Here is an 11662-nt window from a genome sequence, read left to right as displayed (position 1 = left end):
GTGCCGTAGCGTTGCGCCATGGCAACGTTGGTCAGTTTCCACGCCCATCCCGACGACGAGGCGATCACCTGTGGCGGGGTGATGCGCAAGGCGTTCGAGCAGGGGCATCGAGTGGTCCTCGTGGTCGCGACACGCGGCGAGCACGGCGAGGTGCCGGACGGATTCCTCGACGAGGGCGAGCCGTTGTGGCAGCGCCGGGTTCGCGAAACCCACGCTGCCGCAGAGATTCTCGGCGTCGCGCGGGTGGAGTTCCTCGGCTACGTCGACTCGGGGATGATGGGGACGCCGACCAACGACGCGGCCGGCTCGTTCTGGACCGCTCCCGTCGAGGACGCCGCGCGGCGGCTGGCCGCGATCCTCGCCGAAGAGGACGCCGAGGTGCTCACCGTCTACGACGACAACGGCGGATACGGTCATCCCGACCATATTCAGGTCCACCGCGTCGGGATGCGTGCCGCCGAATTGGCCGGCACCCCACGGGTTTTCCAGAGCACCATGAACCGCGACGAGGTCGTGCGCGGTATGAAGGAGATCGCCGAGCAGGCCGGGGCGACGGGAATCGAGGCGCCCGACATCAGCGAGGTCGCCGAATTCGGAAAACCGGAATCGATGCTGACCACGGCCGTCGACGTCTCCGCCTATCTGGGCCACAAGCGCGAAGCCATGCGGGCACACCGGAGCCAGATCGACGAGCAGTCCTTCTTCCTCGCGATGCCGGATCCGGCGTTCGCTCGCGCGTTCGGTACCGAATGGTTCATCCGCAGCGGCGCGCGGACGGACATCCTCGAAACGGATCTGTTCGCGCCCCGGTGACACCCGCGCCCACCGACCGCCATTCGCGTCGGCCGCGAGCCGAGGCGAGGACCGGTCGGGACGCGATGCCGTACCGCGGCATCGGCCCCGCTGTCCGGATCGGGACCGCGGGGCCGACGGGGAATCGTCTCCGACTACGTCGGGTCCGAGGGGACGTCGAGGACGTCGAAGCCCTTGTAGTCCGCCGCGGCCACCTCGGCGATGATCTCGCCGTACACGCCGAACCCGCCGACGAAGGGCATGAACACCCGCGGCTTACCCGGCACGTTCGCGCCGAGGTACCACGAATTGGCCTGTGGCATCAATGTTTTCGCCGCCCGCTCGGCGCATTCGGCGACCCAGGCCGAGACCGCGTCGGGCCGCGCCTCGAGGGCGGCCGCGCCGCGGCGGTCCAGGAAGTCGATCGCGTCGGCCACCCAGTCCACGTGCAGTTCCGAATGCAGCACCATATTGGCCAGGACCGAGGGACTGCCGGGCCCGGTGAGGTTGAACAGATTCGGGAAGCCGCTGATGCCCAGGCCCAGATAGGTTTTCGGGCCCTCGCGCCACGCCTCGTTCAGAGTTTCGCCGCCGCGGCCGACGATGTTCATCTTCGCGACCGATCCGGTCATCGCGTCGAAACCGGTGGCCAGGACCAGGCTGTCGAGCGCGTAGTGCGCGTCGGTGGTGTGCACGCCCGCGGCGTCGATCCGCTGGATCGGTGTGGTGCGCAGGTCCACCAGTTCGACGTTGTCGCGGTTGTAGGTCTCGTAGTAGTCGGTGTCGGTGCAGATCCGTTTGGCGCCGATCGGATGGTCGCGCGGGATCAGCAGGTCGGCGACGCGCGGGTCGTCGATCACCGCGCGCACCTTCTGTTCCCAGAACAGGCGCGCCGGCTCGTTCGCCTCGGCGGTCACCATCTGATCCGGGAACGTCTTGCTGAACAGCACTCCGCCGAGCTGCCAGCGCTTCTCGTAGGCGTCGCGGCGCTCCTGCTCGGATACCTCGAGGGTGTTCTTGGGATGCGGCTGATGCGGTGAACCGCCACCGCTGGCCATCGACAGCCGCCGCCGCTCCGGATATCCGGCCTTCTGCTCGCGGCGCGTCTGCTCGTCCAGCGGCGTATTGCCCGCGGGCACACTGTAATTGGGTGTGCGCTGGAAGACGTACAGCCGCTCCGCCTGCTCGGCGAGATGCGGAATGGCTTGGATGCCCGAGGATCCGGTGCCGATGACGCCGACCCGCTGACCGGTGAAGTCGACACCGTCGGCGGGCCAGCTGGAGGTGTGCAGCAGCCGGCCGGCGAAGGTCGGCAGCCCGTCGATGGCCGGGGTGTTGGCATTGGACAGCGGACCGGTGGCCAGCACGACGAACCGCGCCGTCACCTCGGCGCCGCTGTCGACGCGGACCCGCCAGCGCAGCGTGGTCTCGTCGAGCACGATATCGGTTACCCGCGTGCCGAATTCGATGTCGCGGCGCAGATCGTAGCGGTCGGCGACATGTTCGAGATAGGACAGGATCTCGGGCTGGGTGGCGTATTTCTCGCTCCAGTTCCATTCCTGCTGCAGGGCGTCGTCGAACGAGTACGAGTAGTCGACGCTCTCGACGTCGCAGCGCGCGCCCGGGTAGCGGTTCCAGTACCACACGCCGCCCACGCCGTCGCCGGCCTCGAACGCCTGCACGCGCAGACCCTGCCCGCGCAGCCGGTGGATCGCGTAGAGCCCTGCGATGCCTGCGCCGACGATCACCACATCGACGCCGGTACGGATATTCCCAGTGGACGATGTCGTCTCGGGGGTCACAGTCGGATACCTTTCGCCGGAGACCTGTTTCTCCGCCCTCGACGCTAGGAAAGGGCGCGGCTCCCGGGCAGATGTCGTCCCGCTGACCGGCGCTCACGGCGATCCGGCTCCCGATGACCGGGACGCGCGCTGCGCCGGGCATCGGCACCGGGACCACCGGCCGCCGCGACCGGGGAACCGGTTGCAGGCAGGAGTCGAACACCGTTGACACGGTGGGTTCGCGGTGGTTGAGTTGTTTTACAGCGTGTAGCCAAAGGGTAGCTTTGCAGACCGTCGAAGTGCCCTGTACAGGGCTGTCGCGTCATTCGCCGAATCAGGTATCGACCATGATCATTCTCGGAATCATTCTCCTCGTCGTCGGTTTTCTGCTGAAGATCCACATCATCTGGATCATCGGAATCGTGGTCCTCGTCATCGGTCTGGTGCTGCTGGCAATGGGATCGATGGGTCGTGCCGTCGGCGGTCGACGCCACTACTACTGACGCCGGTGCCGGCCGCATGCCGGAACGCCCGAGCGAGTTCGAGGAGTCGAGATGAGTACCACCACGATCGTCGTGATCGTTGTTGTCGTGGTTGTGGCGATCCTGGTCATCGCCGCGCTTGCCCGCGTGGCCGTGGCTCAACGTAAGGAACATCGTCGCGCCGAGGCCGCCGAGATCCGCGAGAAGGCGACCGAGCGTTCCCACGAGGTCGGCCGTCGCCAAGCGCTCGCCGACGAAACCGCGGCCAAGGCCCGGGCGGCGTCGGCCGAGGCCGACATCAAGGCGGCGCAGGCCGCTGGGCTGAAGGAACAGGCAGCCGCTCACCACAACGAGGTCTCGACCTCGCGTGAAGAACTCACCCAGGAGTTCCACCGCGCCGACAAGGTCGATCCGGACGCGCGAACCCCCGAGCCGGGAAAAAACGCCGAGCGCGGTCGCACGTCCGGAGCCGACGCCGCGCGAAACGATGCCCATCGCAGCGATACTCCGCGAAACGACGTCCCGAGAAGCGGGCCCACCGAGGGACGCTGACCTCTGCCTCCGTTACCGCGGAGACCGGCGCGCTCACCGCCCCCACAGCGCGCGGTGAGCGCGCGGCCAGAACTCGAATCCGGCGGTGGCCAGACCGCCGAGGCCGATCACCAGCACCGCCGCATCGACGCTGGTACGCCCTTCGCGTGCCCAGTAGACGTCCTCCAGATCCAGCAGCAGCGCCAGTTCGTCGACGATCAGGGCCGAGCCGGCGCCGTAGGAGGTGGCCACCACCGGATGCCGGCGGGCGCGCTCGGTGCCGCGCAACGCCACCATCCCCACCGCCGCGAGCGTCGCGATCCCGATGTTGTAGTGGTGGAAATGCTTGCCGCCCAGACTGATTCCGCCACCGCTGGGCCCGTGGCCGGCACGGATCCAGTGCGTGAGGGCCCGCGTGGTCCCGAAGGTCGCCGTGAACGCGGCCCACGCCCACACCGCCGACCGCTCGCCGGGCCCGAGAGTCTCCATCCACGCCCGCCGCACCTCGCGGCCTCGATGCTGAACGGTGGCCAGGGTGCTCCTGCCGTCTCGATCGGTCACCCTCTCATGGTCGTCGGGTCACGCGGTCCCCATGCGGTATTCGGCAAATTTCCAGAGAACACGGTTGGTGTCCGCATCGGCTGGTCCGTGCCGGTGGAAACCGTGCACCGGCGGACATACGATCGAAGCAGTGCCCGAGCGGGCCGAGCAGGTGGCGAATGGGAGCACCGCATGAACGACCATCCGGAACACACGCCCCGGGTCACCGCTTTCCCGCGCATCGACGACTATGCGTTCATCTCCGATTCCGAGGTCACAGCCCTGATCGCGCCCAGCGGCGCCATCGAATGGATGTGCTTGCCCCGCATGGATTCCCCCAGCGTCTTCGGCGCGATACTCGATCGCTCCGCCGGGTCGTTCCGCTTCGCGCCCGACGACATCGCGACCCCGGCCGATCGCCGGTACATCCCCGGCACGATGGTCATGGAGACGAGCTGGCGCAGTGGCGAAGGATGGGCAACCGTGCGCGACGTCCTGCTCGTCGGCCCCTGGCGGCACCAGCAACCCGGTCGCAGCGCGCACCGTCGCGCACCCACCGACTACGACGCCGAACACATCCTGCTGCGCATCGTGCACTGCGAGACCGGGCAGATCCAGTTCGTGCTCGACTGCCAGCCCGCCTACGATTACGGGCGAGCGCGGGCCGCTTGGGAGTACCTCGACAGCTATCACCTGGCCCAGGCCGACGCCGACGGTGTCGATCTGCCGTTGCGCCTGACCACCGATCTGCGCCTGGGCATCGAGGGCTCGCGCGCGGTCGCCCGCACACTGCTCAAGAGTGGCGACACCCGCTTCTGTGCGCTGTCCTGGGGCAGCCGAGAGGCTCCCGAAACCGTCGATGAGGCCAATCGGCGCCTGGTCGGGACCGTGCATCACTGGCGGCACTGGCTGGCCGGCGGCCGGTTCCCGGATCATCCCTGGAGTGCCCAGCTCACGCGCAGTGCGCTGACCCTCAAGGGCCTGACCTTCGCCCCGACCGGCGCCATCGTCGCCGCGCCGACCACCTCGCTACCGGAAACCCCTGGCGGAGAACGTAATTGGGACTACCGCTACACCTGGGTCCGGGACTCGGCCTTCGCGCTGTGGGGCCTGTACACGCTGGGCTTCAACTGGGAAGCCAACGACTACTTCTCCCACATCATCAATTTGGCCGAGAACGCCGAGGACATGCAGATCGTCTACGGCATCGGCGGCGAAACCGACCTGCGCGAACACACCCTGGACAACCTGCGGGGCTACGAGAACGCCGCACCGGTGCGGGTGGGCAACGACGCGTATCGCCAACGCCAGCACGATGTCTGGGGCGCGGCGCTGGACTCGGTCTACCTCTACGCCCGCCATCAGGACCAGATCGACGCGCGCACCTGGCCGCTGCTGCGCTGGGCGGTCAAGAGCGCGCTCGCGGTGTGGCGCGAACCCGACCACGGTATCTGGGAAGTGCGGGGCAAGCCGCAGCACTTCACCTCCAGCAAGGTCATGTGCTGGGTCGCCGCCGACCGTGGCGCGCGACTGGCCCGCATCCATCAGGACTTCGAACGGGCCGCCCGCTGGCAGCGCGCGGCCGACGAGATCCGCGCCGACGTCTGCGCCCACGCCGTCGACTCGCGGGGTGTGTTCACCCAGTACTACGGCAGCACGGCACTGGACGCCTCGACCCTGCTCATCCCGCTGGTCCGGTTCCTTCCTCCCGACGACGAACGGGTCCGCAAAACGGTGCTCGCCATCGCCGACGAACTCACCAGCGACGGACTCGTCCTGCGCTATCGCACCGACGAAACCGACGACGGGTTCGCCGGGACCGAAGGCACGTTCACGATCTGCTCGTTCTGGCTGGTGTCCGCGCTCTCGGAAATCGGTGAGAATCACCGCGCCAAGCAGTTGTGCGAAAAATTGCTCGGCTACGCCAGCCCACTGGGCCTCTACGGCGAGGAGATCGACCCGGTGACGGGCCGGCACTGGGGCAACTATCCCCAGGCGTTCACGCATCTGGCGTTGATCAATGCCGTCATGCACGTCGTCCGGGACGAGCAGATCGAGTTGCGCACCGCACTCGGGGGAGAGTCCATCGCCCCTCGCCTCGACGACGGCATGCTCACCGGCGGATACATCCATATCTAGGCTGGTGTGGTGCGGCTGGACCACGCGACTCTCGACGCTCGCCTCGACACCATCGCCCGGCAGCCGTTCCGGGCGAAGTTCCACCTGCGCGCGCCCGAGGTGGAGTTCGTCGCGCTGCGCGGCATGACGGTGGTGCGCGAGCACGCCGCCGATCTCATCGGCAAGCGGCTCGCACCGGCTCATCCCGCCAAGGACGGCAAGCAGACTCCCTGGGGCGGTCATCCGGTCTTCCGCGCTCAGCACGCCACGGCCACCTGCTGTCGCAGCTGTCTGCAGCGCACGCACGGCATCGCCAAGGGCCGCGAACTGACCACGCGGGAGCGCGAATACGTCGTGGACATCATCTGCCGCTGGATCGAACTGGAGTGCGCTCGCCGGTAGCGTCGCGAGCGCCACCGGTTCGATGCGCGCGGGACGGGTACGTGGCCGGTATGCCCCGTTCCTTGAAGCGCGCCGTCAGTACGCCCCTGCTGTACTTCTTCATCCTGGGCGACGTGCTCGGAGCGGGGGTCTACGTGCTGATCGGTTCCGTCGCGCAGGCATCGGGTGGTGCGGTGTGGTTACCGCTGGCCGTCGCGCTCGGCATGGCCACCCTCACCGCGGCGTCGTATGCCGAACTGGCGACGAAGTACCCCCGAGCGGGCGGCTCCGCGCATTACGCGACGCGGGCGCTGGGACCGGCCGCCGGCTCACTGGCCGGCTTCTGCATGCTCGCGGCGGGTGTGGTGTCGGTGGGAGCGCTGGCCCGGGCGTTCGCCGGTGACTATCTCCAGGTGCTCGTATCCGCGCCGACCGCGGTCGTCATCGTCGTCTTCCTGGTCGCGCTGGCGGCGCTCAACATCCGCGGGATCAAGGAATCCTTGCGCGCCAATGTGGCGGCGAGCCTGGTCGAGCTCAGCGGGCTGGTGCTGATCATCGGGCTGGGCGCCTGGATCCTGCTACGCGGTGACGCCGATCCCGGCAGGCTCACCGAGATCGGGACCGCGGAACACGGTCCGGTCGCGGCAGTGCTCGCGGGTACGGTGCTGGCCTTCTACTCCTTCGTGGGGTTCGAGACCTCGGTGAATCTGGCGGAGGAGGTGCGCGATCCGCGGAGCTCCTACCCGATCGCGCTGTTCGGCGCCCTGCTCACCGCCGGGGTGGTGTACGTGCTGGTCGGTGTGGTCGCCAGCGCCGCCGTGCCCACCGGCGAACTCGCACGATCGAGCGGTCCGCTGCTCGAGGTGGTGCGCCGCGCCGGCGGCGTGCCCGACCGGTTGTTCAGTGTCATCGCACTGGTCGCCGTCGCCAACGGCGCACTGCTGACCGGCATCATGGCCTCGCGGCTCGCCTACGGCATGGCTCGCGACGGACTGCTGCCGGCGGTGCTCACCCGGCTACTTCCCGGCCGCCGCACTCCCTGGGTGGCGGTGGTGGTGACCTCGGGAGCGTCGATCGCCCTCGCACTCACCGGCGAGGTCGCCGTGCTGGCCGAAACCCTGGTCCTGCTTCTGCTCGTCGTGTTCGCGGCCGTCAACTGGTCGGTTCTGCTCGAGCGCCGCCATCCCGTCGATACCGACCACTTCCGTGTCCCGACGCTCGTTCCCTGGCTGGCGCTGGCCTCCTGCCTCTACCTGTTCACCCGCATCGACGCCGAGATCTGGGCGCGCGGCCTGATCCTGGTCGGCTTGGGCGCCGTGCTCGCGCTGGTGAACGGCCTGCGTACCCGCCGCGCCCACCCGGAATCCCGCATCACGCAGGCCGTGAAGACGATGCGTCCCTGATCCCCGCACGGTGGCGACCGATCGGGGCGTTTCTGTCACGCGATCGGCAACCGTTGACTTCACGCTGAGCGAATACCTGGTGTTCGCGGCCGCCGGGAGTCACGATCCATGCGCACATGTGAATGTCCGCACTTACCCGACGAAGGGCGCGATCATGACCGTGACAGACGAGCTTCTGGCCAACAATGCCGACTACGCAGCACAGTTCAGCGGACCGCTTCCGCTGCCGCCGAGCAAGCACGTCGCCGTGGTGGCGTGCATGGATGCGCGGCTCGACGTCTACCGCATCCTCGGACTCCAGGAGGGGGAGGCCCACGTCATCCGCAACGCGGGCGGGGTGGTGACCGACGACGAGATCCGTTCGCTGGCCATCAGTCAGCGGTTGCTGGGCACCACGGAGATCATCCTCATCCACCACACCGACTGCGGCATGCTGACCTTCACCGACGACGAATTCAAACGTGGAATCCAGGACGAGATCGGCCTCAAACCAGGCTGGGCGGCCGAGGCTTTCGACGATCTGGATGTGGATGTGCGCCAGTCGATCCGGCGCATCGAGGCCAGCCCGTTCGTGACGAAGACGACCTCGCTGCGCGGCTTCGTGTTCGACGTCGCCACCGGCAAACTCCAGGAGGTCCTCGCCTGATCCCGATCCGGCGATAACTTCGTCGGTCTGCCGCGGCCAGGTGCCGGGACAGGGCGGTCCGAGTGTGCCGCCCTATGGTTCGACGCATGACGAGTGACTTCACCGATAGCGGAGGCTGGTTCCCGGGCGAGCGGGTCCGCGCGGCGGTCGACCGTCCGAAACACGTTGCGGGATCGAATGTTCCGGATCCGCGACGGTGGTCCGGCTCGGCCCTGCTGCTGCCGGGCGTGCTGGCGTACACGGGCGCGATCGGACCGACCGAGCGGCATGCGCACCATGCGGTGCAGCTGATGGTCGCGGCGGGTGAGCTGCGCGTGGTCGATGACGACGGGGGTGTGCACACCGGAAACCGGATGGGGATCCCCTCCGATACCGGGCATGCGATCACGGCCGGTGCGCAGCCCGCGCTCGCGCTGTTCGTCGATCCCGAATCCGCGCTGGGTAGCGCGGTGGAAAACCGTCTCGGCGCGTCCTGGGCGGACACCGACGTGCTGGCCGGCCTCGATCCGGCGAGCGGCGATCCGCGCGCCGCGGTATCGGCGCTGACCCGGTCGGTGGGTGCCGGTGCCGTGACACCGTCGCGGCACCCCGGTGTCAGCGCGGCGCTCGAACTGCTGCCGGAGCTGATCGTGCAGGGCCCGGTGCGCACCGGCGCGCTCGCCGAGCGGGTGGGGATCTCGACGAGCCGGCTGACACATGTGTTCACCGATCAGGTCGGGTTGCCGCTGCGCCGGTACGTGCTGTGGTTGCGGGTCATGACCGCCGTCGCGCGGACGGCCGCCGGCGACGATGTGACCGCGGCGGCGCATGCGGCCGGATTCGCCGACGGCGCGCACCTGTCCCGGACGTGTCGTGCCACCTTCGGCCTGCCACCGTCCGCACTGAGTCGCACCGTCCGCGTGGAGATCGGTTCCGCGATCTAGCCGAATCGTTCAATCGGTCGTGGAACACCGATCACGACGACATCCGCCGCGACCGCATCCATGCCGCGGTCAACGAGACGATGATCCTGGCCGGTGTGGCGGTGATTCCGCTGCTGGCATCCGTTGTCCCGGCCCCGGAGCTGTGGCCGCGGCACTGGCCGTTGCTCGCTCAGGTCCTGGTGGCGATCATGGTCGCCGATTTCGGGATCACGACCATGCATCTGGCCAGCCACAAGATCGGCATGCTGTGGCGATTCCATGCCGTGCACCACAGCGTCACCCGGTTCTACGGACTCAACGGCCTGATGAAACACCCGCTGCACCACGCGATCGAAACGGCCGCGGGGGTGGCGCCTTTGATCCTGGTCGGCCTGCCGGCCCCGGTCGCCGGCGTGCTGGCCCTGGCTGTCGCCGTGCAACTGCTGCTCCAGCATTCCAATGCCGACTACCGCGTCGGTCCCGCGACATACGTGCTCGCCCTCAACGAGGGGCACCGCTTCCACCACCTCAGGTGGGCCGGTGTCGGGGACGTGAACTTCGGGCTCTTCACGCTGATCTGGGATCACCTCTACCGGACCTACTCCTACGATCCGGCGCGCCGATTCAGCTCCGCCGAACTCGGTATGGCGGCGAAACCGCACTATCCCTCCGCCTATTCGGCGCAGCTGCGCTATCCCTTCACCCCCGACGGAGGATGCTGAGGGATCACTCGGCGTGCGGTGTCCGGCCGGATTCGGGACGGTGCCGCAGGCCGGACACGGCCGGATCCGCCACACCGATCTCGAGGCGGACCCGATCCTGATAGAAGCCGATGTGGTCCCGGATCAACGCCACCTCCGGATAGGGATCGTGGTACTCCCACGCGATCGGCTCGTCGCTGTCGTTCGGGCGCCAGTACCGGGCCCAGCCCTTGAAGGGGCAGCGGGAGGTGAGCTGTTCGTCCAGGGTGAGCAGGTCGAAGCGGATATCGGCGACCGGAATGTAGAACACGATCCCGTGGTCCTGTTCGGCGACGAACAGGCTCGCGGTGGTCTCGGCCAGTACCCGATCGTCGTGCAGGACACGAATCAGATTGCGTATTCGCCGCACGTCGACGCGGTAGTCGGGCCAATCGGCGAAGCCGGACGATTCCATATGTTCCTCCGAAGGTGTGCCCCCGAGTGTGGGTGGTCAGAGTACGGTGCCGGCGCGGGTAGGGGTGGCGGTATCGGCGGGCCGGAACGCCCGCACCATCGCGTGCACGCTGTAGGACGCCATGAGCCGTCCGTCGGCGGCGTGTACCTGTCCTTCGCTCTGGGCGTGGCCGCGTCCGGCGTAGACGACGCGGGTGCTGTACAGCAGCCACTGAGTCACATCCGCATCGTCGTGAAAGGTAATGGTGGCCATGGTGATTCCGGTCGAGATCACGGAATGGGCCATCGATTCACCGTAGTCCGGATGCGGGCGCAACGCGGCGGCCACGGTCCAGTGTGCACACGATTGCGCCAGCAGCGCCGCATGCAGATGATCGGCACCCGGCGCGTCGCGGTATCGCGTCCACACGAACAGTTCCGGAGGACCGACGTGTCCGGGGTCGGGACTGTATCCGTCGCCGGCCACGCGTATGTCCCGGCCCTCGACTTCAGTGCCCGGAATATCCAGCGACGCAAGCTGTTCCGGCGGTTCGACCCTCGGCATCGGCGCCGCCGAACGGATCAGATCGGGTGCACCTGCGTCCAGCAGTACGGTTCCCGCGCTCCGCAGGGCGCCGTCCTGCCGGATCCGGACGTGTGCCGTGCTGTAGGTGCGACCCGAGTGCAGCACCTCGACGTCGACGTCCAGCGGCGCGTCGTGGGCGGCGACCCGCGAGAAGATCATCGACGCCGACACCACGCGCTGCCGGGGTACCTCCTTGGCGGCCGCCACGATGGCGTCGCCGAGCATCTGGCCGGCCTCGACGACGTTGCGGACGGTCGGACCGTGGGCCGGGGCGACGTAATGGCCTGCGCCGCAAGAACGTACGTCCATGAGGCGCAGCAGCTCGGTTTGACTCCACGGTGGCCCGCCCGGCCCCGCTCCGGCATGC

12 protein-coding genes and 1 pseudogene are annotated in these 11662 nt (G+C 68.2%); 9 read left to right on the top strand and 4 right to left on the bottom strand.

The window, feature by feature from the left end; all coding sequences use genetic code 11:
* Positions 1-18 precede the first annotated feature (18 nt).
* A complete protein-coding gene (locus RJ03_RS13665; protein ID WP_036502015.1) occupies positions 19-813 on the top strand; it encodes a PIG-L family deacetylase in 795 nt (264 codons plus the stop codon).
* Positions 814-947: 134 nt separating this feature from the next.
* Here RJ03_RS13665 and RJ03_RS13660 read toward each other — a convergent pair whose 3' ends face one another.
* A complete protein-coding gene (locus RJ03_RS13660; protein ID WP_051024660.1) occupies positions 948-2594 on the bottom strand; it encodes a flavin-containing monooxygenase in 1647 nt (548 codons plus the stop codon).
* A 326-nt stretch (positions 2595-2920) separates the two neighbouring features.
* Here RJ03_RS13660 and RJ03_RS37755 point away from each other — a divergent pair, with 326 nt between their 5' ends.
* Positions 2921-3076, top strand: coding sequence for a DUF6131 family protein (locus RJ03_RS37755; protein ID WP_086006941.1), 156 nt, complete (start codon positions 2921-2923; stop codon positions 3074-3076).
* A gap of 51 nt (positions 3077-3127) precedes the next feature.
* Positions 3128-3607: a hypothetical protein gene (locus RJ03_RS13655; RefSeq protein WP_036502013.1), complete on the top strand. Its 480-nt coding sequence runs from the start codon at positions 3128-3130 to the stop codon at positions 3605-3607.
* A gap of 33 nt (positions 3608-3640) precedes the next feature.
* Here the strand turns inward: RJ03_RS13655 and RJ03_RS13650 are convergent, their stop codons facing one another.
* A complete protein-coding gene (locus RJ03_RS13650; protein ID WP_036502010.1) occupies positions 3641-4075 on the bottom strand; it encodes a hypothetical protein in 435 nt (144 codons plus the stop codon).
* Positions 4076-4318: 243 nt separating this feature from the next.
* Here RJ03_RS13650 and RJ03_RS13645 point away from each other — a divergent pair, with 243 nt between their 5' ends.
* From RJ03_RS13645 to RJ03_RS13620, 6 genes and pseudogenes are all read left to right on the top strand, one after another.
* The gene (locus RJ03_RS13645; protein ID WP_083870810.1) at positions 4319-6265 is read left to right on the top strand and encodes a glycoside hydrolase family 15 protein; all 1947 of its coding nucleotides are present in this window, start codon (positions 4319-4321) and stop codon (positions 6263-6265) included.
* 9 nt (positions 6266-6274) lie between these two features.
* Positions 6275-6646, top strand: coding sequence for a DUF4186 domain-containing protein (locus RJ03_RS13640; RefSeq protein WP_232329321.1), 372 nt, complete (start codon positions 6275-6277; stop codon positions 6644-6646).
* A 50-nt stretch (positions 6647-6696) separates the two neighbouring features.
* Entirely contained in the window at positions 6697-8028 is a 1332-nt protein-coding gene (locus RJ03_RS13635) for an APC family permease (protein WP_036502054.1), read from the top strand.
* A gap of 154 nt (positions 8029-8182) precedes the next feature.
* The gene (locus tag RJ03_RS13630) at positions 8183-8674 is read left to right on the top strand and encodes a beta-class carbonic anhydrase (protein WP_036502052.1); all 492 of its coding nucleotides are present in this window, start codon (positions 8183-8185) and stop codon (positions 8672-8674) included.
* Positions 8675-8760: 86 nt separating this feature from the next.
* Positions 8761-9597: an AraC family transcriptional regulator gene (locus RJ03_RS13625; RefSeq protein WP_083870807.1), complete on the top strand. Its 837-nt coding sequence runs from the start codon at positions 8761-8763 to the stop codon at positions 9595-9597.
* 38 nt (positions 9598-9635) lie between these two features.
* Positions 9636-10298: pseudogene (locus RJ03_RS13620) on the top strand (sterol desaturase family protein); the annotation flags it as partial.
* 4 nt (positions 10299-10302) lie between these two features.
* Here the strand turns inward: RJ03_RS13620 and RJ03_RS13615 are convergent.
* Positions 10303-10731 carry a DUF427 domain-containing protein gene (locus RJ03_RS13615; protein ID WP_036502009.1) on the bottom strand — a complete coding sequence of 143 codons (429 nt, stop codon included), beginning with the start codon at positions 10729-10731 and terminating at the stop codon, positions 10303-10305.
* A gap of 36 nt (positions 10732-10767) precedes the next feature.
* Positions 10768-11662, bottom strand: an 895-nt coding sequence (locus RJ03_RS13610) for an acyl-CoA thioesterase (protein WP_218000961.1), incomplete at its 5' end; no start/stop codon positions are given.

This window comes from Nocardia aobensis NBRC 100429 (genome assembly GCF_000308375.1).
Taxonomy (GTDB): Bacteria; Actinomycetota; Actinomycetes; order Mycobacteriales; family Mycobacteriaceae; genus Nocardia; species Nocardia aobensis.
This window is presented reverse-complemented; position numbering and strand designations above follow the sequence as displayed.

What these genes read in the sequence shown, in the direction of transcription:
- RJ03_RS13615 (WP_036502009.1), bottom strand. Translation starts at nt 10,731, where the DNA reads ATGGAATCGTCCGGCTTCGCCGATTGGCCCGACTACCGCGTCGACGTG.
- RJ03_RS37755 (WP_086006941.1), top strand. Translation starts at nt 2,921, where the DNA reads ATGATCATTCTCGGAATCATTCTCCTCGTCGTCGGTTTTCTGCTGAAG.
- RJ03_RS13655 (WP_036502013.1), top strand. Translation starts at nt 3,128, where the DNA reads ATGAGTACCACCACGATCGTCGTGATCGTTGTTGTCGTGGTTGTGGCG.
- RJ03_RS13665 (WP_036502015.1), top strand. Translation starts at nt 19, where the DNA reads ATGGCAACGTTGGTCAGTTTCCACGCCCATCCCGACGACGAGGCGATC.
- RJ03_RS13625 (WP_083870807.1), top strand. Translation starts at nt 8,761, where the DNA reads ATGACGAGTGACTTCACCGATAGCGGAGGCTGGTTCCCGGGCGAGCGG.
- RJ03_RS13645 (WP_083870810.1), top strand. Translation starts at nt 4,319, where the DNA reads ATGAACGACCATCCGGAACACACGCCCCGGGTCACCGCTTTCCCGCGC.
- RJ03_RS13630 (WP_036502052.1), top strand. Translation starts at nt 8,183, where the DNA reads ATGACCGTGACAGACGAGCTTCTGGCCAACAATGCCGACTACGCAGCA.
- RJ03_RS13635 (WP_036502054.1), top strand. Translation starts at nt 6,697, where the DNA reads ATGCCCCGTTCCTTGAAGCGCGCCGTCAGTACGCCCCTGCTGTACTTC.
- RJ03_RS13650 (WP_036502010.1), bottom strand. Translation starts at nt 4,075, where the DNA reads ATGGAGACTCTCGGGCCCGGCGAGCGGTCGGCGGTGTGGGCGTGGGCC.